21 protein-coding genes are annotated in these 20,572 nt (G+C 60.3%); 11 read left to right on the top strand and 10 right to left on the bottom strand.

Annotation, left to right across the window (positions count from 1 at the left end; translation table 11 throughout):
- The first annotated feature begins 85 nt into the window (after positions 1–85).
- The 7 genes from fdhD (at position 86) to QRN61_RS24795 (ending at position 7,029) form a co-directional block, all read left to right on the top strand.
- Positions 86–919: a formate dehydrogenase accessory sulfurtransferase FdhD gene (gene fdhD, locus QRN61_RS24825; RefSeq protein ID WP_285375954.1), complete on the top strand. Its 834-nt coding sequence runs from the start codon at positions 86–88 to the stop codon at positions 917–919.
- A complete protein-coding gene (gene moaC / locus QRN61_RS24820) occupies positions 916–1,401 on the top strand; it encodes a cyclic pyranopterin monophosphate synthase MoaC (RefSeq protein ID WP_027611706.1) in 486 nt (161 codons plus the stop codon). The genes fdhD and moaC overlap by 4 nt, the downstream gene beginning before the upstream one ends.
- Positions 1,398–1,649, top strand: coding sequence for a MoaD/ThiS family protein (locus tag QRN61_RS24815; RefSeq protein WP_095136553.1), 252 nt, complete (start codon positions 1,398–1,400; stop codon positions 1,647–1,649). Before moaC ends, QRN61_RS24815 begins: the two co-directional genes overlap by 4 nt.
- Before the next feature lie 2 nt (positions 1,650–1,651).
- A complete protein-coding gene (moaE, locus tag QRN61_RS24810; protein WP_098964456.1) occupies positions 1,652–2,113 on the top strand; it encodes a molybdopterin synthase catalytic subunit MoaE in 462 nt (153 codons plus the stop codon).
- Between the two features lie 240 nt (positions 2,114–2,353).
- Positions 2,354–3,697 (top strand): chromate efflux transporter, encoded by a 1,344-nt coding sequence (gene chrA / locus QRN61_RS24805; protein WP_285375951.1) that lies wholly within the window; start codon positions 2,354–2,356, stop codon positions 3,695–3,697.
- Between the two features lie 536 nt (positions 3,698–4,233).
- A complete protein-coding gene (locus QRN61_RS24800) occupies positions 4,234–5,598 on the top strand; it encodes a glutamine synthetase family protein (RefSeq protein WP_285375949.1) in 1,365 nt (454 codons plus the stop codon).
- Positions 5,599–5,745: 147 nt separating this feature from the next.
- Positions 5,746–7,029: an NAD(P)/FAD-dependent oxidoreductase gene (locus QRN61_RS24795; protein WP_285375948.1), complete on the top strand. Its 1,284-nt coding sequence runs from the start codon at positions 5,746–5,748 to the stop codon at positions 7,027–7,029.
- Between the two features lie 38 nt (positions 7,030–7,067).
- Here QRN61_RS24795 and QRN61_RS24790 read toward each other — a convergent pair whose 3' ends face one another.
- On the bottom strand, positions 7,068–7,853 hold the full coding sequence (locus QRN61_RS24790; RefSeq protein ID WP_096796457.1) for a DeoR/GlpR family DNA-binding transcription regulator: 786 nt from the start codon (positions 7,851–7,853) through the stop codon (positions 7,068–7,070).
- Between the two features lie 252 nt (positions 7,854–8,105).
- Positions 8,106–8,999: a LysR family transcriptional regulator gene (locus QRN61_RS24785; RefSeq protein WP_177408963.1), complete on the bottom strand. Its 894-nt coding sequence runs from the start codon at positions 8,997–8,999 to the stop codon at positions 8,106–8,108.
- Positions 9,000–9,083: 84 nt separating this feature from the next.
- Here QRN61_RS24785 and QRN61_RS24780 point away from each other — a divergent pair, with 84 nt between their 5' ends.
- Positions 9,084–9,860, top strand: coding sequence for an NAD(P)H-dependent oxidoreductase (locus QRN61_RS24780; protein WP_096796459.1), 777 nt, complete (start codon positions 9,084–9,086; stop codon positions 9,858–9,860).
- Between the two features lie 160 nt (positions 9,861–10,020).
- On the opposite strand, the gene QRN61_RS24775 is transcribed toward QRN61_RS24780, so the two are convergent.
- The 3 genes from QRN61_RS24775 to QRN61_RS24765 all read right to left on the bottom strand — a co-directional run bounded on the left by QRN61_RS24775 (position 10,021) and on the right by QRN61_RS24765 (position 12,013).
- The gene (locus QRN61_RS24775) at positions 10,021–11,040 is read right to left on the bottom strand and encodes an AbrB family transcriptional regulator (RefSeq protein ID WP_285375945.1); all 1,020 of its coding nucleotides are present in this window, start codon (positions 11,038–11,040) and stop codon (positions 10,021–10,023) included.
- 145 nt (positions 11,041–11,185) lie between these two features.
- A complete protein-coding gene (locus tag QRN61_RS24770) occupies positions 11,186–11,608 on the bottom strand; it encodes an HD domain-containing protein (protein ID WP_285375944.1) in 423 nt (140 codons plus the stop codon).
- A gap of 15 nt (positions 11,609–11,623) precedes the next feature.
- Positions 11,624–12,013 carry a hypothetical protein gene (locus QRN61_RS24765; RefSeq protein WP_027611695.1) on the bottom strand — a complete coding sequence of 130 codons (390 nt, stop codon included), beginning with the start codon at positions 12,011–12,013 and terminating at the stop codon, positions 11,624–11,626.
- Positions 12,014–12,179: 166 nt separating this feature from the next.
- Here QRN61_RS24765 and QRN61_RS24760 point away from each other — a divergent pair, with 166 nt between their 5' ends.
- Positions 12,180–12,611 (top strand): hypothetical protein, encoded by a 432-nt coding sequence (locus QRN61_RS24760; protein ID WP_096796461.1) that lies wholly within the window; start codon positions 12,180–12,182, stop codon positions 12,609–12,611.
- A 77-nt stretch (positions 12,612–12,688) separates the two neighbouring features.
- Here QRN61_RS24760 and QRN61_RS24755 read toward each other — a convergent pair whose 3' ends face one another.
- Positions 12,689–12,973, bottom strand: a complete 285-nt coding sequence (locus QRN61_RS24755) for a hypothetical protein (RefSeq protein WP_096796462.1) — start codon at positions 12,971–12,973, stop codon at positions 12,689–12,691.
- A gap of 369 nt (positions 12,974–13,342) precedes the next feature.
- Here QRN61_RS24755 and QRN61_RS24750 point away from each other — a divergent pair, with 369 nt between their 5' ends.
- Positions 13,343–13,627, top strand: a complete 285-nt coding sequence (locus QRN61_RS24750; protein ID WP_096796463.1) for a hypothetical protein — start codon at positions 13,343–13,345, stop codon at positions 13,625–13,627.
- Between the two features lie 197 nt (positions 13,628–13,824).
- On the opposite strand, the gene QRN61_RS24745 is transcribed toward QRN61_RS24750, so the two are convergent.
- From QRN61_RS24745 to QRN61_RS24725, 4 genes are all read right to left on the bottom strand, one after another.
- A complete protein-coding gene (locus QRN61_RS24745; protein WP_003226097.1) occupies positions 13,825–14,373 on the bottom strand; it encodes a cupin domain-containing protein in 549 nt (182 codons plus the stop codon).
- A 486-nt stretch (positions 14,374–14,859) separates the two neighbouring features.
- The gene (locus QRN61_RS24740) at positions 14,860–16,143 is read right to left on the bottom strand and encodes an NAD(P)/FAD-dependent oxidoreductase (protein ID WP_285375941.1); all 1,284 of its coding nucleotides are present in this window, start codon (positions 16,141–16,143) and stop codon (positions 14,860–14,862) included.
- 51 nt (positions 16,144–16,194) lie between these two features.
- Positions 16,195–17,685, bottom strand: a complete 1,491-nt coding sequence (locus tag QRN61_RS24735; protein WP_285375940.1) for an aldehyde dehydrogenase — start codon at positions 17,683–17,685, stop codon at positions 16,195–16,197.
- 182 nt (positions 17,686–17,867) lie between these two features.
- Complete coding sequence (locus QRN61_RS24725; protein ID WP_027611689.1) at positions 17,868–19,244, bottom strand: glutamine synthetase family protein; 1,377 nt, start codon at positions 19,242–19,244, stop codon at positions 17,868–17,870.
- A gap of 282 nt (positions 19,245–19,526) precedes the next feature.
- Here QRN61_RS24725 and QRN61_RS24720 point away from each other — a divergent pair, with 282 nt between their 5' ends.
- Positions 19,527–20,288 (top strand): gamma-glutamyl-gamma-aminobutyrate hydrolase family protein, encoded by a 762-nt coding sequence (locus QRN61_RS24720; protein ID WP_285375938.1) that lies wholly within the window; start codon positions 19,527–19,529, stop codon positions 20,286–20,288.
- Positions 20,289–20,572 lie beyond the last annotated feature (284 nt).

Here is a 20,572-nt window from a genome sequence, read left to right as displayed (position 1 = left end):
AATCACCAGATCAGAACAAGCGATTGGACGCACTTTCACCACCCCCGTAGCCTGAACCCACTTCAGCGCTTCGGGACTTTTCAAGATGCTCTGCCACGTCGAATCCAACACCGAACCCAACGCCCCCGCCCCGCAACCGTCACAGGTGGCGTTTCGCGAACACCTGCCGCACGCCCCGCTCTCGCACGCCGCCCTGGCTGCGGAAATTGCCTTGGCGATCACCTTCAATGGCCTGAGCCAGGCGGTGATGATGGTCTCGCCCGGCAACCTCGAAGACTTCATCCGGGGCTTCGCCCTGAGCAACGCGATCATCGAAAGCGTCGACGAGATTTACGACATTCGCCTGAGCCATTTCGATCAGGCCTGTCAGGCTGACGTGCAGATTTCCAGCCGGGCCTTCTGGGCGCTGAAAGATCATCGTCGGCAAATGGCCGGCACCAGCGGCTGCGGCATTTGTGGCGTCGAGGCGCTGGAGCAGGCGTTGCCGCAACTGCAGATTCTGCAACCCTGCGCCCTGCCGCCGGCCGCGCATCTCGACGGTATCCGCCAACGTATCGAACAGGCTCAGCAACTGGCCCGCAGCAGCGGCGCCCTGCACGCGGCGCTGTACTTCGATGCCAGCGGTGAAGCGCTGCTGTGCCGCGAAGACATCGGCCGGCACAACGCCCTCGACAAGCTGATCGGCGCGATGCAAATCGCTGACGTCGATGCGCGCCAGGGCTTCGTAGTGGTCACCAGCCGTTGCAGCCTGGAGCTGATCCACAAAGCCGTGCGCGCCCGACTTGGCACCCTTGTCAGCCTGTCCGCCCCCACCGCGTTGACGGTGCGTTGGGCGCTCAAGCATCGGCTCAATCTGATCCACGTACCGCACCGCAACGCCCCCCGAATCTACAGCCCGATCCAGGAGCTTTTGCCATGAGCAACACCCTCACCCACCTTGATGATCAGGGCCGCGCCAACATGGTCGACGTCAGCGACAAAGCCGCGACTCGCCGCGAAGCCACGGCGCAGGCCTGGGTGCAGATGCGCCCGGAAACGCTGCAGATGATCCAGGCCAACGGTCACCCCAAGGGCGACGTTTTCGCCGTGGCGCGCATCGCCGGAATCCAGGCGGCCAAACGCACCCACGAACTGATCCCGCTGTGCCATGCGCTGCTGCTCAGCTCGATTCACGTTGAACTCAAGGCCTGCGAACCGGACCGCGTGCAGATCACCAGCACCTGCCGCCTCACCGGCCAGACCGGCGTCGAACTTGAAGCCCTGACCGCCGCCAGCGTCGCGGCGCTGACCATTTACGACATGTGCAAAGCCGTGGACCGGGCCATGGTCATCGGCGACATCCGCCTGCTGAGCAAACAGGGCGGCCGCTCCGGACACTTTCAATGGGAGGACGCGCAATGATCCTGATCAACTACTTCGCCAGCTACCGTGATCGCCTCAATCTGGGCGGGGAAAAAATCCCCCTGAGCGACGATCTGACCTGTATCGAGGACGTGCGGCAGATGCTCATGGCCCGTGGTGAAGAATGGCGCGAAGTGCTTGGCGCCGGCAACCTGATGTGTGCGTTGAACCAAGAGCTGTGCCAACCGAGCGCGGCGATCGAAGACTTCGACGAGATCGCGTTTTTCCCACCGGTCACCGGGGGCTGAGCATGACGGTTCGAGTTCAGTACAAAAGCTTCGACGTCGGCCAGTTGACCGCCGACCTGCATGCGCGCAATCCACGGGTCGGCGCGGTGGTGAATTTCATCGGCTATGTGCGCGATCTGAACATTGGCCAGAGCGTGAACGAGCTGTTCCTCGAACACTATCCGGGCATGACCGAAAAAGCCCTCGAACGGATCGCCGACGAAGCGCGCGAGCGCTGGCCGCTGCTGGGTGTGGAGATTGTGCATCGGGTCGGCGCACTGGCGGTCAGCGAGCCGATCGTGTTTGTTGGCGTCAGCAGCAAGCACCGGCACATGGCGTTCGAAGCCTGCGCGTTTATCATGGACGTGCTCAAGACTCGTGCACCATTCTGGAAGCGTGAGAGCACGGCGCAGGGTTCGCACTGGGTCGAGGCGCGGGAGAGTGACCAGAATGCGGCGTTGCGCTGGAGTCTGGCGCATGCCTGAAGATCAAGAGCCCCTCACCCTAGCCCTCTCCCCGAGGGAGAGGGGACTGATTGGGGGATATTGAAGAAATTCACCGAACTGAAAGATTGGTTCTGAATCCATAATCGACTCGATCTCTCAGGTCGACGGATGACGCCAGACACCTCGGTCGGCCCCCTCTCCCTCTGGGAGAGGGCTGGGGTGAGGGTTGAAAGTCTGATTAGATAGCCACTCCGCCAGGATTAAACTCCGGAGTTTCGTTTGAGCACAGCGCCCAACAACCTGCCCCGCCCCGCTCCCGTCACCCTGCGCCAGGCCTGGCGCTTCTGGCTCAAGCTCGGCTGCATCGGTTTCGGCGGCCCGGCCGGGCAGATCGCGATCATGCATCAGGAACTGGTCGAGCGCCGGCGCTGGATCTCCGAGCAGCGCTTTCTGCATGCACTCAACTACTGCATGTTGCTGCCCGGCCCCGAGGCCCAGCAACTGGCAACCTACATTGGCTGGCTGTTGCATCGCACCTGGGGCGGGGTGATCGCCGGGGCGCTGTTCGTGCTGCCGTCGCTGTTCATCCTGATTGCGCTGTCGTGGCTGTACATCGCGTTCGGCGATGTACCGGTGGTGGCCGGAATTTTCTATGGAATCAAACCGGCGGTGACCGCGATCGTCTTGCACGCCGCGCACCGTATCGGTTCGCGGGCGCTGAAAAACAGTTGGTTGTGGGCGATCGCCGGGGCGTCATTCGTGGCGATTTTTGCCTTGAATATGCCGTTCCCGTTGATCGTCCTCGGTGCAGCGTTGCTCGGCTATTTTGGCGGACGCCTGGCGCCACAGCGCTTCAACAATGGCGGGCAGCGCAGCAGTGCCGAATCCTTCGGCCCGGCGCTGATCGATGACGACACACCGACACCTGAGCATGCGCGATTCAGCCTGCCGAAACTGTGGCGTCTGCTGCTGGTTGGCGCAGCGCTGTGGTGTTTACCGATGGGCCTGCTGACCGCGCTGTTCGGCTGGGACGGCACGTTCACGCAAATGGGCTGGTTCTTCACCAAGGCCGCATTGCTGACCTTCGGCGGCGCTTACGCGGTGTTGCCCTACGTCTATCAGGGCGCGGTCGGGCACTACGGCTGGCTGACGCCGACGCAGATGATCGACGGCCTCGCCCTCGGCGAAACCACGCCCGGGCCGTTGATCATGGTGGTGGCGTTTGTCGGTTTCATCGGCGGCTACGTGCAACCGGCGTTCGGCGCAGAACATGCGTTCGCCGCCGGTGCATTGGCGGCGACGCTGGTGACCTGGTTCACCTTCCTGCCCTCGTTTCTGTTCATCCTCGCTGGCGGGCCGTTGGTGGAATCAACGCACAACGAACTGAAGTTCACTGCACCGCTGACCGCGATCACTGCGGCAGTGGTCGGGGTGATTCTGAACCTGGCGTGTTTCTTCGCTTATCACGTGTTCTGGCCCAACGGATTTGCCGGGCACGCGGATCTGTTTTCGATCGGGCTGGCGCTGCTGGCCGCGTTGGCGCTGTTCATTTTCAAACGCGGGGTGATCGAAGTGTTGATCGTTTGCGCCCTTGCCGGGCTGGGCTTTCATCTGATGCGCTGAATCCTGGCCTGCGAATCTCCCGTTTACACGCCCGCGAATTCCCCCTTACTATCCGGGCACACCGGTCGGCGGGCCTGCCCCGCCACCGACGTTTTCCGCCAACGGAAACACGCGTTATGAGTACGTCACCACAACAACCAGAAAGGTTGAACGTCTCCGCTGTGTGCGCCCTCTGTCACAGGGGCCGCGCATGAATCGCATCGTCAATCTCCCCATGGCCCTGCGCCGTTCCAAGCTGCGTCACTCCGCACGCCCGCCGGATATCGCCTGCTGATTTCCATCAGTCAGAAAAGATCCATTGTGGTGAGGGGATTCATCCCCGATGGACTGCGCAGCAGTCCCTATCTTTTTGGCCCGCTACGCGCGCCGTCGGGGATAAATCCCCTCACCACAGGTTCAGTGTCACTTCCGACTGCCGGACATTAGCGAAATACTTTTTTCTTTTTGATATCCCTGCCAGGACACCACGCCTATTTACCGCGTCGTGTCCGGCCCGAATCTGCGCGCCCATGCGGCGCCATCGTGAGTGATTGACCATGAAATTCGCAGCCATCGAAGACGCACGCCTGTTCCTTGAACAGAACCCCGATATCGACATGATCGAGCTGTTCATCCTCGACGCCAACGGCGTGCCGCGTGGCAAGCTGTTGCACCGCGAGGAACTGCTCGCCGTATACGAAAGCGGTCGCCCGCTGCCCAGCACCATTCTCGGCCTGACCGTGCAGGGCGAGGACGTGGAAAACTCGGGTCTGGTGTGGGACGTCGGCGACATCGACTGCCGCGCCTACCCGCTCGAAGGCAGTCTGGTGCGCCTGCCGTGGCGGCAGATTCCGACGGCGGCGGTGCAGGTCAGCATGCACCCGAGCGAGGGAATGCCGGCGAGCATCGCCGACCCGCGTCATCTACTGATCAAGGTGATCGACGGCCTCAAGGCCGAGGGTTATCACCCGGTGATGGCGTGCGAGCTGGAGTTTTATCTGCTCGACGCCAAACGCGATCACAACGGCCGTCCGCAACCGGCGCTGGACGCCGACGGTGGCCGACCGCGACACACCCAGGTCTACGGCTTGCGTGAACTGGAGCAGATCGAACCGTTCCTCGCCGACCTCTACGGCGCCTGCAAACTGCACGGCATTCCGGCGCGCACGGCGATCTCGGAATATGCGCCAGGCCAGGTGGAAATCACCCTCGAACACGGCGACGCATTGCTCGCGATGGATCAGGCGGTGCGCTACAAACGTCTGGTCAAAGCGGTGGCGCACAAGCACGGCATGCAGGCGACGTTCATGGCCAAGCCGTTCGATGATCTGGCTGGCACCGGCATGCACATGCACGTCAGCCTTGCTGATGGCGAGGGGCGCAATCTGTTTGCCGCTGAGGATCCGGCCGGCACTCCGCTGCTGCGCACCGCGATTGGCGGCATGCTCGCCTCGCTGCTCGATACGCTGCTGCTGTTCTGCCCCAATGCCAACTCCTACCGCCGCTTTCAGGCCAACAGCTACGCGCCTTTGGCGCCGACCTGGGGCGTCGACAACCGCACCGTCAGCCTGCGCGTACCGGGCGGCCCGGCCAATACCCGGCACATCGAACACCGCATCTGCGGCGCCGACGCCAACCCGTATCTGGCGGCGGCAGCGATCCTCGCCGGTATCCATCGCGGAATTCGCGAAAATCTTGATCCGGGCGCGCCGGTCGAGGGCAACGGCTATGCGCAGGCCAAGGAATTGCTGCCGACCGACTGGCTGACGTCGCTGCAGGCGCTGGAAAATTCGGTGTGGGCACGGGATGCCCTGGGGCAGGAATTTCTCGGGGTGTACCTGGCGGTGAAGCGTGCCGAGTACCGGCAGTTCATGGCCGAGGTGGGTGAGCAGGATTGGCGTTGGTACCTGACCGAAGCCTGAAGCCTCACCACTAACCCCTGTAGGAGTGAGCCTGCTCGCGATAGCGGTGTGTCATTCAGCAATAATGTGTCTGACATGGCCTCATCGCGAGCAGGCTCACTCCTACAGGGGACCGCGTACAACCGAAGAATTTGTGTGGACACAGACATGACCCAACGCTGCAATTCCTACTACACCGTCACCCTCAACCAGGACACCGACTACCCGCCCCTGCAGGGCCGGCACCAGGTTGATGTGGTGATCATCGGCGGCGGTTTCACTGGCGTCGCCACCGCTGTCGAACTCGCCGAAAAAGGCCTGAAAGTCGCCATCGTCGAAAGCCACAAGATCGGCTGGGGTGCCACCGGGCGCAATGGCGGACAAGTCACCGGCAGCCTCTCCGGCGACGGTGCGATGCGCAAACAGATGCGCCCGAAACTCGGTGATGAAGTCGACGATTTCATCTGGCACCTGCGCTGGCGCGGGCATGAAATTATCCAGCAGCGGGTCGAGAAGTACGGCATCCAGTGCGACCTCAAACACGGCCATCTGCACGCCGCCTATAAGCCGAGCCACATGGACGGTTTGCGCAACGATTACGAGGAAGCCGTGCGTCGCGGCCTGGGCGATGAAGTCAGTCTGCTCGACCGCAGCCAGGTGCGCGACCTGCTGCAAAGCGACCTCTACCACGGCGCAATCAAGAACACCCGCAATATGCACCTGCACCCGCTCAACCTGTGCATCGGCGAAGCGCGGGCGGCGGAAAGTCTAGGTGCCTTGATCTTCGAGAACAGTGAGGTGCTGGAAATCATTCACGGCAAAACCCCAGGGGTGCGCACCGCCCATGGCCAGATCGACGCCAATCAGGTGATGCTCGCCGGCGACGTTTATCACAAGCTCGAACCGGGTCAGCTCAAGGGCAAGATTTTCCCGGCCATGGGCGGCATCGTCACCACCGCGCCGCTGGGTGATCTGGCGCGGCAGATCAATCCCGAAGACCTCGCGGTGTACGACTGCCGTTTCGTTCTCGACTACTACCGCCTCACGGCTGACGGTCGTCTGCTGTTCGGTGGCGGCGCCAACTACAGCGGCAAGGATTCACGGGACATCGCCGCCGAACTGCGCCCATGCATCGAGCAAACCTTCCCGGCCCTCAAAGGGGTGCAGATCGACTACCAGTGGAGCTGCGCGATGGGCATCGTGATCAACCGCATCCCGCAACTGGGCAAGCTCTCGGACAACGTCTGGTATTGCCAGGGTTATTCCGGACACGGCATCGCCACCACCCACATCATGGGCGAAATCATGAGCCGCGCGATCACCGGGCAGATGGAACAGTTCGAGACCTTTGCGCAGTGCCAACACATCCGGGTACCGATGGGGGATTGGCTGGGCAATCCGTTGCTGGCGGCGGGGATGTGGTATTACCAGATGCTCGAAAAGTTGCGTTGACCGCACCGGCCCCATCGCGAGCAGCCTCACTACAAATCTCAGTCCGGCAACTGCTCCACCACAATCCCTAATCGCCGATAATCCTCAACACTCCCCGACGCCAGGTGCCGCTCGGTAATCAGCGTATGCAGGCGCGTACACGCGGCCACCACAAACGGCTCCACCGCCCCCAGCTTGTCCGCGGTGGTCACCGCAATCACCCGCGCCGCGCTGTCGAGCAGCGCCTGTTTCACGGGTACTTCATCGAAATGCAGCGAGGTGATGCCCACCTCCGGGTGAATCGCACAGACCCCGGTAAACGCCAGATCCGCCTTGATCCCGGCCAGCATGCGCACCGCCTCGTGCCCGCTGGCCGACATCGTGCGCGGGTTCAGTTGCCCTCCGGCCAGAATCACCTTCACGCCCTTGTATTCGGACAAGGCAATCGCTGTCATCGGCGCGGCGGTCACCGCAGTGATCTGGATATCCGCGCGCAACGAGCGCGCCACCTGCAACGCGGTCGAACCGGAATCGAACAGCACAATCTGCCCGTCCTCGACCTTTTGCGCCGCCAACTGCGCCAGCCGCACTTTTACCTCATCGGTCTCTTCCAGCCGGGTGAAGTAATCCTTGCCGCTGTCCTTGGGCCTTGGCAGCGCCCCGCCATGCACGCGCTGCACCAGCCCGGCGTTGTCCAGTTCGGCGAGGTCGCGGCGGATAGTGTCTTCGGACACGGCGAAGTGCTGGCTCAACTCGGAGGCCATGACCTTGCCGTCGCGTTCGAGGATCAGGAGGATTTTCTGCCGGCGCAGGGATGGCAGTTCGGTGACCGAATGATCGTGCATGGTTTTGCCTGTTTATGCTTGTAGTTGCAGGTTTTGCCGAGACTAGCGAAAGCTTTGGGCAAACACAAACCGGCGGGTATCAATTGTTTCGATCATTGGAATCAACATGCCGAATTTTTTCTTTGCATTCAGCCTGTTCAGAATGGCCTCACTTTAAAAAGGCTCAGGATGAACAGCTGATGAATCTCAATTTTGCGTTTGCGTGCATGATCGTGGTGTCTTTTGCGATTGCGTTGGGCCACGCCTGATCCGTCACACCGACGCCGCCAGATGCTCACGCAACCATTTGTGTGCCGGGTCGCGATGCGCGCGCTCGCCCCAGAACATCGCCATTTCGTAGCCCGGCACCGGCAACGGCGCATCGACTACCTGCAACGCCGGGTTGTCGCGAACCAAGCGTGACGGCAGCATCGCCACCAGATCGGTACTCGCCAGCACCGACATCACCATCAGAAAATGCGGCACCGACAGCACCACTTTGCGCGCCAGGCCGACCTCGGCCAGCGCCTTGTCGGTCACCCCGAAAAAGCCCCCGCCCTCGCGCGACACCATCACGTGTTCCAGCGCGCAGAATTGTTCGCGAGTCGGCTTACGCTTCAACCCCGGATGCCCGACGCGACCGGCCAACACGTAATGCTCGGTGAACAGCACCCGTTGATGCAGATCCAGCGGCGCCTCTTCGGTGATGTGCAGCGCCAGGTCAAACACGCCCTGCTCCGCCTGCCTGGCCAACTGTGCCGGCATCAGATCGAGCACTGCCAACCGCGTGCCCGGCGCCTGAGTGCGCAAACCGCTGAGCGCTGGCAGCACCACCGTCGATTCGCCGTAATCCGTCGCCGCGACTTTCCAGATGTGGCGGGCCTGAGCCGGATCGAACGCGCTGGCCGGCGCCACCGCGCGTTCCAGTGCTTCCAGTGCCTCGCGCAACGGCTCGCGCAGTTCATCGGCCCGCGCCGTCGGCCGCATGCCCCGTGGCCCGGGCAGCAACAGCGGGTCGCCGAAGATCTCGCGCAGCTTGGCCAGGTGCACGCTCACTGACGGCTGCGACAGGCTCAACCGCTCTGCGGCGCGGGTTACGTTGTGTTCTGCCAACAACACGTCTAGGGTCAACAGCAAGTTGATATCCAGACGTCGTAAATTATTCATGACTATACCTGACATATCAGACATTCATTTCCAATATACCGATCAAGGATTGATCCTGCCTGCATTCAACCAAGGAGTTGCCACATGAATGTGCTACTGGTCTACGCCCACCCCGAACCCACTTCGCTCAACGGCTCGCTCAGGGACTTCACCGTCCAGCGCCTGCAAGCCGCCGGCCACACCGTGCAGGTCTCCGACCTGTATGCGATGAACTGGAAAACCACGATCGACGCCGATGATGCCCCCGGTCGCGATGAAAGCCGGCCATTCCATGCCTCGATTGATTCAAAACTGGCTTACCAACAGGGCCGGCAGTCGGCCGACATCGCCCGCGAGCAGGAAAAACTATTGTGGGCCGACGCGCTGATCCTGCAGTTCCCGCTGTGGTGGTTCACCATGCCGGCGATTCTCAAAGGCTGGGTCGAGCGCGTGTATGCCTACGGGTTTGCCTACGGTGTCGGCGAACACTCCGATGCGCGCTGGGGCGAGCGCTACGGCGAAGGCAAGATGAAAGGCAAACGTGCGATGCTGCTGGTCACCACCGGAGGCTGGGATTCGCACTACAGCCCACGCGGGATCAACGGGCCGATTGATGATTTGCTGTTTCCGATCCAGCACGGCGTGCTGTTCTACCCCGGTTTCGACGTGGTGCCGCCCTTCCTGGTGTACCGCGCCAGTCGCATGGATCAAGCGCGGTTTGCCGAGACCTGCGAGGCACTGGGCACGCGTCTGGATGAATTGTGGAGCACGCGGCCGATAGCGTATCGGCAGCAGAATGCCGGGGATTATGAGATCCCGGCGTTGACGCTCAAGGATGATATTGCCCCGGGTGAGGAAGGCTTCGCCGCCCACACTTTGTAAAGATCACTGAACCTTTGTGGCGAGGGAGCTTGCTCCCGCTCGGCGACGCAGTCGTCGCAAAACCTGCGATTTTGGTACACCTGAAACACCGCGGCATCGGGGTTTGGGGCCGCTGCGCAGCCCAGCGGGAGCAAGCTCCCTCGCCACAGGGGGATGTGCTTCAGACTTCCTCCCGCGCCCGCCGCACCTGCACCAACAACGCCGGCGCAAAGTGCAGCAGCACCATCCGCGCCAAGTGGTGAGTCAGGATAAACACCACATTCAGCCCGCCGGCAAACGCGACAATCGCAATCGTCTCGATCGCCCCCGGCATGTACGCCAGCCACAGCGACAGCGGATCACTGCCCACCCAGCGCGCCGCCACTTCGGCAAACGCCGCCGCGACCACGATCATCAAGCCGACCGACACCAGCGCCGTCCGCCCATGCCGGCCCAATTCCGCAAGACCGAGCCCCTGAAAACGCGAGCCGATCCGCACGCCGAGAATCAGCGCCGCCAGGTTCAGGCTCCAGTCCGGCATGTGAAAGCCGTGCAGCCATCCCGATTTCACAAACACGGCAGTGAGCAGAATCGCCGTCAACATGAATGGCGCAGGCACGCCGATCACCAGCAGCAAGCGCCCGAGCACCACGCTCAGGCCAATCAGAACGAATACGGTCAACGCCATACCCGTGCTCAACGGAGCGCTTTCAACCACTGTCAACGAGGCTTGCCCGGGAATCAAAAAGCTCACCAGCACCGTGATCAGCAACAAGCGCATCAGGTGCACGATGATGACCTTGCTCGAGGCCTTTTCCGACTCCAGCAAATCGAACACTGCCGCCAGTGCGCCGGGGTACACCGCGAGTAGCGCATCGGTGCGATTCCATCCCGCGCCGCGAGTCAGCCACCATCCGGCGAGGGCGATCTGTACAGTCAGGCATAGAAGCAGGACGCCGAGGCTTGGCAACATCGCCGAAGCCGTCGCACTGTCCCACGCTTCGAACATCAGCCCGGTGGCAATGCCCAGCGTGACCTGGATGTAGCCCAGACCATAAGGGGTGGCGGGGGCAAACCCGAACTTGGTGGCGACCAATGCGGTGACAAGAATCGCCCCCAGCAACAGGCCATGAGGAACACCGCTGACCTGCAACGCAGCGCCGACAGCGGCAGCGATCAACAAACACAGAATCGATTTCATATTCTTCGCCTTCCTGGCTATTCAACTGACCCGACATCAATCCCATGTAGGAGCTGCCGCAGGCTGCGATCTTTTGACTTTGATTTTTAGAAGCAAGATCAAAAGATCGCAGCCTTCGGCAGCTCCTACAGGGGGGTATTCCTTCTTACGTGCGCAACCGCCCAATCGCCCGCCGATACTTCTCGACCCGTTCCAGATCTTCCCAACTTGGCGAGGCAATCCGCGACAGGTCGCTGTTCTCTTCCAGATCCGCCAGCTTGACCACCCGACCGATCGGGTTCTGCGCCGCGCGGTCGACGAAATCCTCGTAGGACTCGCCCGGCACTTTGGTCACGGATTCAATAGCGCTCAGAATTTCTTCGCTGAAACCTTCCTTACGCAAATCATCGAGGCTGATGCCGCAATCCTCGACCACATCGTGCAGCACGGCGACGATGCGTTCTTCCAGCGTGGTCATGCGCAACATGACTTTCAGCGGATGCAAAATGTACGGCGCACCGCCCTTGTCGACCTGCCCGGTGTGGGCGGTGGCGGCGATGGCGATAGCGCGTTCGAGGGTTTGAGTCATGGAAGTCTCCGTGGTTTAAACGCCATAGCGGCCGCCAACGTGGATGTTGCGTTTGAGCCAATTGCGGATCGCTTCAAGCCGTCCGGTTGGCTTCGCTGGCCCGGAATGACGTTGAAGAATTAGCGAGACCACGGTTGACTGATCGGCTTTTGGATGGGCATCGATCAACTCGGCAACCCACGCACAATCAGCTTTTCTCAGGTGTTCACGCCACTCGCCCGGCCAAGCGTCCAGCTCATCCAGCGCCAACCACCGCGCACCGCCGTGTTCCATGTGTCCGCCAGACATCGACTGCTCGAAACAGAAAGGCGAATCTGGCTTTGCAGGGTCAATGTGAAACAGATAGATGTCGTGAAAGGGGTGTTGCGAGGGGAGCGCGTTATTGCGGCTGCCGATTTCGATCATGGGCAATGTTCCAATCCTTGGGCGCTTAATGTTTCCGATTGTTTCGCAGTGTACGCCACAGGAGCAAATCAAAAACCCGATGGAACCTCCCTCCTCCACGCCATCTCGAAACTATAAAGCGCCAAAAGCTTCGATCAGACCCGGCGCCCCTGAAGAGGAAACCCCGATGAACATTCGCTTCCTGCTTCTAATCGCCACGATCGCCGTCATCCCCACCTGCGTCATGGCCGAAGGCTGCGACGTTCAGACCCAATCCTCCAGCGCTTCGGTGCCAGCGGTGGAAACGCACAGCTGCTACGAATACGAAGGCATGCCCGTCAGCTCCATCGACTGGTCGTGCAGCAATGAAAGCAAAGACATGCTCAACAGTAAGAAAACCAAGGTCGAGCACTGTGCCGACCACTATCAGGCCACGTGTATCGCCACGATCACTCAGGAATCCCTGGCCAACCCTCACTCCACCAGCAAAGACAAAAATGCCAAGGCGCTGAATATCCCCGACAACGCCCAAGTGACCACGTATTACTATGACGTGGATCATTTGGCCCAGGCGCGAATTGATTGTGAGAATGGTGGTGGGCATTGGAAGGCGAAGTAAGCGTTTGATATCTGTGTTTGCGACAGGCAAAGAAAAGCCCGGCTCAAAAGACCGGGCTTTTTAATGCGCAATATCCGTTAACCACCGCCGTTACCCCCACTGCTGCTATCGGACGATTGACCCGCGGAGCTGGGCTTGGAGGCAGAAGGCACCGGCCCATTGTCGGTCTTGCCACCATCCCCACCTTCAGGCAGCGAATTGGCATCCGGATCGGCATGGGTGGCAGGGGACGCCGGGTCGCGAGTCTGGCTGTTGCCGTCGTTTGCCGTTGGGGTGGGCATATCGCCGGCCGCGATCGCATACAGCGAGCTGCCGGACAGCAACGCCGCGAGGGTAAACACCGCGATTTTATGGTTCAGCATGGTGGCTCTTCCTCTGCGTGGGGAGTTACAGCATTGGAAGAAGGTGTGTGGCGAAGGTGCGGTGTGTCGGACGAATGGTTGTCGCCCAGTCATTTCGCGCAGTTTTGATATCTGAAAACTTCGTAGGAAAACACTTCATGTGGCGAGGGAGCTTGCTCCCGCTGGGCTGCGAAGCGGCCCCAAAACCGGATGGTCCGTTTTGCTAGCGGTACCGTCGAGTCAGTAAACGTGAAGCGTTATAACTGATTAAAAGGCAGATTATTAGTTTTTCATTTAAAAACCTGTCAGTAATGACAGGTTAGAAAAAACGGCTACTGCGATAACCTATGTTTTCGGCAAGATCAATATTTATCGTTCAGGAGATTATCCATGAGTGCGTTATATGCCTACTACAATAAGTCCAACGAGTTTTCTGCCCATTGCATAATAAAAGTTGGACTCATGAGAGGGGCAGAGGCGATGCATTTTGAAGGTGAGAGCGTTTCATGCACGGAGGAAATAAAAGAGGGTTGGTATTACGATGAAAATAGTCAAAAGTTCATCACTGCGCAGGAATTTGAAATCAATCGCGAAAAATACCGGACTTCACCTGATCCCAAGACACTCCCCCCTATAAAAATAAAGTTGCCAGAATACCCCACTCCATCATGGTAACCTCCTGAAAGCAATATTAATGATCTTATCTGGAAAAAACCTAAGCACGAAAAGCAATAATTTCGAACTTACTGATCTATAAAAAACTGCTCTACACGCCTTAAAGAAGTACCGCTGTCTCTTTCGAGTTCAGCGGTACACTTTCAGCAAACATGCTCAAGCACAATTAATTAAATTGAATTTCAAAGTGAAACAAATCAAAAATTCGCCGGCGTATTAGCACTAATAATCTCCGCCTCATCCGCCCCGATATTCCGGAACTTATGCGGCAACGTCGTAGGAAAGTAATACCCATCCCCCGCATTCAAAACACTCACCTGCCCATCCACGGTCAACTCAACCGTTCCACGCGTCACCAGCCCACACTCCTCGCCTTCCGCATGCACGATCGGCTCTTCCCCGGAGCTCGCGCCCGGAGCGTACTGCTCACGCAGCAAGCGCATCTGGCGACTTGGCACCGAGGCGCCAATCAGCAGCAGGCGCAGGCCGTGGCGGCCGAGGTCGGGTTGTTCGTTGGCGCGGAACACGTATTGGTGTTCGCGCGGGGGCTGGTCGAAAGTGAAGAAGTCGGCCAGGGACATCGGGATGCCTTCGAGCAGCTTTTTCAGCGAGCTGACGGAAGGACTGACGCGATTCTGTTCGATCAGGGAGATGGTGGCATTGGTCACGCCGCTACGCCGGGCCAGCTCGCGCTGGGAGAGTTTGTAGCTTTCGCGTACTAGTTTGAGTCGAGAACCCGTATCCATGACAGCCTTATGTGAGTAGTACTTAAGGGTAATGGGGGTGGGTGGCGGGTGCCGCGCAAGGCGCGCGGATCACGTTGCTCCCGTGTCCCGGAACCGTGAAAGGCGGCTATTAAATCACGTTTGCCGGTGTTGCTCAGCAGGTTCGATGGACGGTGCGGTAAAAGTCCTTCTGGCCTTGGTAATACGGCAACTGTGGGAGCGGGCTTGCTCGCGAAAGCGGTGTGTCAGTCGACAACGATGTTGGTTGATTTGGCCTCTTCGCGAGCAGGCTCGCTCCCACAGTTGGATCACTTTTGTGTCAGTTGGCTTTGTGGCGGTTGTCAGGGAGTCATCGCTGGCAAGCCAGACTCCCACAGGGTTTGCAGTGTTTCTGTGGGAGTGATGGTGCCTGTACTGGCGCCATCGCGAGCAGGCTCACTCCTACAGTGGTCACCTTGGTGTTTCAGGTAAAAACCGGCGGGGTCCTGGGGGCCGCCGGGGAGGTAACTAGATGCCGAAACGGTCGCGCAGCGAGTAGTAGACGGCGCCGAGGGCGGTCAACGGGGCGGAGAAGGTGCGGCCGCCGATCATTGGCATGTGCGGGAGTGAGGCGAAGGCGTCGAAGCGTTCGGCATCGCCGCGGATCATTTCCGAGATCAGTTTGCCGGCCAGGTGCGAGCAGGTGACGCCGTGGCCGCTGTAGCCTTGCATGTAGTAGGCGTTTTTCTCGATGCGGCCGAATTGCGGCATGCGTGACATGGTCAGCAGGAAGTTGCCGGTCCAGCGGTAGTCGATTTTCACGTCCTTGAGCTGAGGGAAGGTCTTGAGGATCTTCGGCCGGATCAGTTGTTCGATGTCGTCCGGTTCCCGCGCGCCGTAGACCACACCGCCGCCGTACAGCAGACGGTTATCGGCCGTCAGGCGGTAGTAATCCAGCAGATAGTTGCAGTCTTCGACGCAGTAGTTGTTGGTGATCAGGCTGCGCGCCTGCTTCTCGGTCAGTGGCTCGGTGACGACGATCTGCGAGCCGCAGGGCATGCTTTTCGCGGTCACGCGATTGTCCAGACCTTGCGGCAGGTAGGCGTTGCCGGCGATCAGCAGATACTTGGCGCGCACCTGGCCTTTGGCGGTGCGCACGACGTTCGGCTCGCCGTATTTGATTTCCACGGCAGCCGACTGCTCGTAGATTTTGCCGCCCAGACGCACGATAGCCGCGGCTTCACCGAGAGCGAGGTTCAGCGGGTGAACGTGGCCGCCCTGCATGTCCAGCAGGCCGCCAACGTAGGCGTCGGAGCCGATTTCGCGACGGATGTCAGCGGCATCGAGCATCTTCAGGTTCTTGTTGCCGTAACGTTCCCAGCTGCGCTTCTGCTCGGCCAGGCCGTTGAGCTGTTTCTTGTTCATCGCTGCGAAAATGCCGCCCGGGCGGTAGTCGCATTGGATGTCGTATTCCTTGATGCGCGAACGGATGATGTCGGCGCCTTCGAAGATCATGCTGCCGAGGATTTCTGCGGTCTTGTCGCCGTAGCGTTCTTCGATCACATCGACGTCGCGGCTGTAGGAGTTGACCAGTTGCCCGCCGTTGCGACCGCTGGCGCCGTAGCCGACTTTCGCCGCTTCCAGCACCGTGACTTTATAACCGGCCTCGCTCAGAAACAGCGCCGAGGACAGGCCGGTGTAGCCGGCGCCGATGATGCAGACGTCGCACTCGACCGACTCTTCAAGGGTCGGGAAGTCGATGACTTCGTTGCGCGTGGCGGCGTAGTAGCTGTTGACGTGTTGTTGCTTCATTTTATTGTTCTCCGAGGATCGCTCATCAGAAGCGACCACCGCTGTAGAAAATCAGAGCTTGATCCAAGTCGCTTTCAGCTCGGTGTACTTGTCGAACGCGTGCAGCGATTTGTCGCGACCGTTGCCCGACTGTTTGAAACCACCGAACGGTGCGGTCATGTCGCCGCCGTCGTACTGGTTGACCCAGACGCTGCCGGCCCGCAGGCCACGGGCGAAGGTGTGCGCCTTGCTCAGGTTGCTGGTCCACACACCGGCGGCGAGGCCGAAGATACTGTCGTTGGCGATTTGCAGCGCTTCTTCAACGGTGTCGAAGGTGATCAGCGACAGCACCGGGCCAAAGATTTCTTCGCGGGCGATGGTCATCGCATTGGTCACGCCGTCGAAGATCGCCGGTTGCACATAGAGGCCACCGGTTTCTTCGAGGGTGCGCTGGCCGCCGGCAATCAGTTCGGCGCCCTGCTCGCGACCGATGCTGATGTAGCGCAGCACGTTTTCCAGTTGACGCTGATCCACAACGGCACCGACGGTGGTCGCCGGGTCGAGGGCGTGCCCCGATTTCCACGCTTGCAGCGCTTCCACCAGCAGCGGGATGAATTGCTCGCGGATCGAACGCTCGACCAACAGGCGCGAACCGGCAGTGCACACTTCGCCTTGGTTGAAGGCGATCGCACCGGCCGCAGCCTGGGCGGCCGCGCGCAAGTCCGGGGCGTCGGCGAACACCACGTTCGGGCTCTTGCCACCGGCTTCGAGCCAGACGCGTTTCATGTTGCTCTGGCCGGCATAAATCATCAGTTGTTTGGCAATCGCCGTGGAGCCGGTGAAGGCCAGCACATCGACGTCCATGTGCAGCGCCAGCGCCTTGCCGACGGTGTGGCCGAAGCCCGGCAGCACGTTGAACACGCCTTTCGGGATGCCGGCATCCAGTCCAAGCTGCGCGATGCGGATCGCGGTCAGTGGCGACTTTTCCGAAGGCTTGAGAATGAACGAGTTACCCGCCGCCAAAGCCGGGGCGAATTTCCAGCTGGCCATGATCAGCGGGAAGTTCCACGGCACGATCGCGGCGACTACGCCGGATGGCTCACGAGTCACCAGACCGAGTTGATCGTGTGGGGTGGCGGCGACTTCGTCGTAGATCTTGTCGATGGCTTCGGCGCTCCAGCGGATCGCATTGGCGGTCGCCGGGATGTCGATGCTCATCGAGTCGCTGATCGGTTTACCCATGTCGAGGGTTTCCAGCAGCGCCAGTTCTTCCTGGTGTTGCAGGATCAGATCAGCGAAGCGGATCAAAATGCGTTTGCGCTCGGCCGGGGCTTTGTTAGCCCACACGCCGCAGTTGAACGATTGGCGCGCGACTTCGACGGCGAGGTTGGCGTCGGCTTCATCGGTGCTGGCCACGGAGGCGAGAAAACGGCCGTCGACGGGGCTCAGGCATTCGAAGGTGGCGCCGCTGATCGCCGGGCGATATTCACCGTTGATGAACGCGCGGGATTCGATGGTCAGGGACTGGAAGCGTTGTTCCCAGTCGTTGCGTGTGGTGGTCATGGTTGTGGCTCGACAAGGGGGTGGATGACGGGCAAACACCCGTCAATCGAATTGGGTAACCGAATCCCCTGTGGGAGCGGGCTTGCTCGCGAAGACGTCGTGTCAGCCAACATTAACTTTGAATGACATACCGCATTCGCGAGCAAGCCCGCTCCCACATTGGATCGGTGTTGGTCTGCAAATCACACCGTATGCAGATACCAGTTGTACTCAAGGTCGGAGATCGAGTTCTCGAACTCGGCCAGTTCGCTTTCCTTGCACGCGACGAACACGTCGATGTACATCGGGTCGATGTACTTGGCCATGACTTCGCTGTCGTCCAGCTCGCGCAATGCGTCGCGCAGATTGTTCGGCAGGCTCTGTTCGTTCTGCTCGTAGCTGTTGCCTTCAACCGGCGCGCCCGGTTCGATCTGGTTGGTCAGGCCGTGGTGAATACCGGCCAGTACCGAAGCCATCAGCAAGTACGGGTTGGCGTCGGCGCCAGCCACGCGATGTTCGATGCGCACGGCGTCAGCCGAACCGGTCGGTACACGTACCGCAACGGTGCGGTTGTCGATGCCCCAGCTCGGCGAGTTCGGCACGTAGAACTGCGCGCCGAAGCGGCGGTACGAGTTGACGTTCGGGCACAGGAACGCCATTTGCGCAGGCAGGGTCTCCAGCACACCGCCGATCGCGTGGCGCAGCGCGGCGTTCTGCTCGGGATCCTCGCTGGCGAAGATGTTGTTGCCTTCTTTGTCCAGGATCGAAATGTGTACGTGCAGACCGTTGCCCGCCTGGCCCGGATACGGCTTGGCCATGAAGGTGGTGTCCATCTCGTGGTCATAGGCGATGTTCTTCACCAGACGCTTGAGCAACACCGCGTAGTCGCAGGCCTTGATCGGGTCGGAGACGTGATGCAGGTTGACTTCGAACTGCGCCGGGGCGCTTTCCTTGACGATCGCGTCAGCCGGAATGCCCTGCTCTTTCGCGCCTTCCAGAATGTCCTGGAGGCAGTCGACGTATTCGTCGAGATCGTCGATCAGATACACCTGAGTCGACACCGGACGCTTGCCGGAGACCGGCGACCGTGGCGACTGCGGACGGCCGTTCACGTTGTCCTGGTCGATCAGGTAGAACTCCAGTTCGAACGCGGCGCAGATGGTCAGGCCCAGTTCATCGAACTTGCGCACCACGTTGGCCAGCACTTCACGCGGATCGGCGAAGAACGGCTCGCCCTCGATCTCGTGCATGGTCATCAGCAACTGTGCGGTTGGGCGCTTCTGCCACGGCTCGATGCTCAGGGTGCCCGGGATCGGGTAGCAGATGCGGTCGGCGTCGCCGATGTCCAGGCCCAGGCCGGTGCTTTCCACCGTGGAGCCATTGATGTCGAGGGCGAAGAGCGAGGCCGGCAGGTTGATGCCTTTCTCGTAAACCTTGTGAAGACTGGTGCGCTCGATGCGCTTGCCGCGCACCACACCGTTCATGTCTGCAATCAGAAGGTCGACGTACAAAACCTCAGGATGTTTCTTAAGGAATGCGTTTGCTTCGTTGAGTTGAACGGCACGCAGAGGGACCGACATGATGCACCTATTTAGCTGTTAATTATTATGTTCACCGCTGTTTCGCCGAGCCAGTCAATCCGAAAGGCAAAGTGAAGTCAATAGCGAACACCTGGCCGCTCAGCGTTTATTTTTCGGGCTTTTTTTAACACTCACGTGCCAATGCAGGCGCCGCAAGGCCTGGAATCATGAAGATTGGATGAACGGCGTTTAGAATTTTTTACATGGCAGTTGTTAATTAAAATCAACGAGGCTAAGCTCCGGAAAAGCTCGTTCAAGTGTCAAACTTCGAGGTGAATAAAAATGGCATTCAAGCCATTGATCGGCGTTACTGCGTGCGTCAAACAGATTGGCCTGCACCCCTATCACATCAGCGGCGACAAATACGTTCGCGCTGTCAGCGTTGCGGCGCTGGGGTTGCCCGTCGTCATTCCTTCCCTTGGCAAACTGACTGAAATCGAAGACCTGCTCGGTCAACTCGACGGTCTGTTGCTGACCGGCTCACCCTCGAACGTGGAGCCCTTCCACTATCAAGGCCCGGCCAGCGAACCCGGCACGGATCACGATCCCGCGCGGGACGCCACCACCCTTCCTTTATTGCGTGCAGCCATTGCGGCGGGCGTTCCGGTGCTCGGCATTTGCCGTGGCTTCCAGGAAATGAACGTGGCCTTCGGCGGCAGCCTGCACCAGAAAGTGCATGAGCTGCCGGGCATGCTCGATCACCGTGAAGCCGACAGCCCGGACGTGGCCGTGCAATACGCACCGGCGCATGCCGTGAGCGTGCTGGCGGGCGGCGTGTTCGAAGCGCTGGCGTTGCCGGGCGAGTTCCAGGTCAACTCGATTCACAGTCAGGGCATCGACCGCCTCGCGCCCGGCCTGCGTGCCGAAGCGGTGGCGCCGGATGGCCTGATCGAGGCGATCTCGGTCGAGCACAGCCCGACCTTCGCCCTCGGCGTGCAATGGCACCCGGAATGGCAGGTGCTGGACAACCCGAACTACCTGAAGATTTTCCAGGCATTCGGCGCGGCCTGCCGGCAACGGGCAGCGCGACGCAACCAGCGCTGACTCAACCCAGGATTTCAAAACTGTTTACTGCCCCCACGGGGTCGGCGGTTGCGCGTGTGCGCATCCGTCATCCGTGAAAACAACAAACCGTAATAACAACAAGTACGACCCAGGCAGCCAGGACGGCGGCGCCGACCAAGCCCTCGGCAGCGCAAGGTCAGTCAGGCATGCGCAATTCCCCTGTAGGAGTGAGCCTGCTCGCGATAGCAGTAGACCAGTCAACAGAGATGTCGACTGAGATGGCCTCATCGCGAGCAGGCTCACTCCTACAGGGGGATATGTAA

Origin of the sequence: Pseudomonas sp. lyk4-TYG-107 (genome assembly GCF_030209055.1) — a bacterium.
GTDB classification, from domain to species: Bacteria; Pseudomonadota; Gammaproteobacteria; order Pseudomonadales; family Pseudomonadaceae; genus Aquipseudomonas; species Aquipseudomonas putida_A.
The sequence above is the reverse complement of the archived record's forward strand: the minus strand, read 5'-3'. Positions and strand labels throughout refer to the sequence as shown.

Coding starts and splice junctions, on each gene's coding strand:
- QRN61_RS24745 (WP_003226097.1), bottom strand. CDS start 14,373: ATGGATACGGGTTCTCGACTCAAACTAGTACGCGAAAGCTACAAACTC.
- QRN61_RS24755 (WP_096796462.1), bottom strand. CDS start 12,973: ATGCTGAACCATAAAATCGCGGTGTTTACCCTCGCGGCGTTGCTGTCC.
- moaC (WP_027611706.1), top strand. CDS start 916: ATGAGCAACACCCTCACCCACCTTGATGATCAGGGCCGCGCCAACATG.
- QRN61_RS24770 (WP_285375944.1), bottom strand. CDS start 11,608: ATGACTCAAACCCTCGAACGCGCTATCGCCATCGCCGCCACCGCCCAC.
- QRN61_RS24795 (WP_285375948.1), top strand. CDS start 5,746: ATGACCCAACGCTGCAATTCCTACTACACCGTCACCCTCAACCAGGAC.
- QRN61_RS24790 (WP_096796457.1), bottom strand. CDS start 7,853: ATGCACGATCATTCGGTCACCGAACTGCCATCCCTGCGCCGGCAGAAA.
- QRN61_RS24765 (WP_027611695.1), bottom strand. CDS start 12,013: ATGATCGAAATCGGCAGCCGCAATAACGCGCTCCCCTCGCAACACCCC.
- QRN61_RS24750 (WP_096796463.1), top strand. CDS start 13,343: ATGAGTGCGTTATATGCCTACTACAATAAGTCCAACGAGTTTTCTGCC.
- QRN61_RS24785 (WP_177408963.1), bottom strand. CDS start 8,999: ATGAATAATTTACGACGTCTGGATATCAACTTGCTGTTGACCCTAGAC.
- QRN61_RS24760 (WP_096796461.1), top strand. CDS start 12,180: ATGAACATTCGCTTCCTGCTTCTAATCGCCACGATCGCCGTCATCCCC.
- QRN61_RS24800 (WP_285375949.1), top strand. CDS start 4,234: ATGAAATTCGCAGCCATCGAAGACGCACGCCTGTTCCTTGAACAGAAC.
- QRN61_RS24780 (WP_096796459.1), top strand. CDS start 9,084: ATGAATGTGCTACTGGTCTACGCCCACCCCGAACCCACTTCGCTCAAC.
- QRN61_RS24735 (WP_285375940.1), bottom strand. CDS start 17,685: ATGACCACCACACGCAACGACTGGGAACAACGCTTCCAGTCCCTGACC.
- moaE (WP_098964456.1), top strand. CDS start 1,652: ATGACGGTTCGAGTTCAGTACAAAAGCTTCGACGTCGGCCAGTTGACC.
- QRN61_RS24725 (WP_027611689.1), bottom strand. CDS start 19,244: ATGTCGGTCCCTCTGCGTGCCGTTCAACTCAACGAAGCAAACGCATTC.
- QRN61_RS24775 (WP_285375945.1), bottom strand. CDS start 11,040: ATGAAATCGATTCTGTGTTTGTTGATCGCTGCCGCTGTCGGCGCTGCG.
- fdhD (WP_285375954.1), top strand. CDS start 86: ATGCTCTGCCACGTCGAATCCAACACCGAACCCAACGCCCCCGCCCCG.
- QRN61_RS24720 (WP_285375938.1), top strand. CDS start 19,527: ATGGCATTCAAGCCATTGATCGGCGTTACTGCGTGCGTCAAACAGATT.
- QRN61_RS24740 (WP_285375941.1), bottom strand. CDS start 16,143: ATGAAGCAACAACACGTCAACAGCTACTACGCCGCCACGCGCAACGAA.
- QRN61_RS24815 (WP_095136553.1), top strand. CDS start 1,398: ATGATCCTGATCAACTACTTCGCCAGCTACCGTGATCGCCTCAATCTG.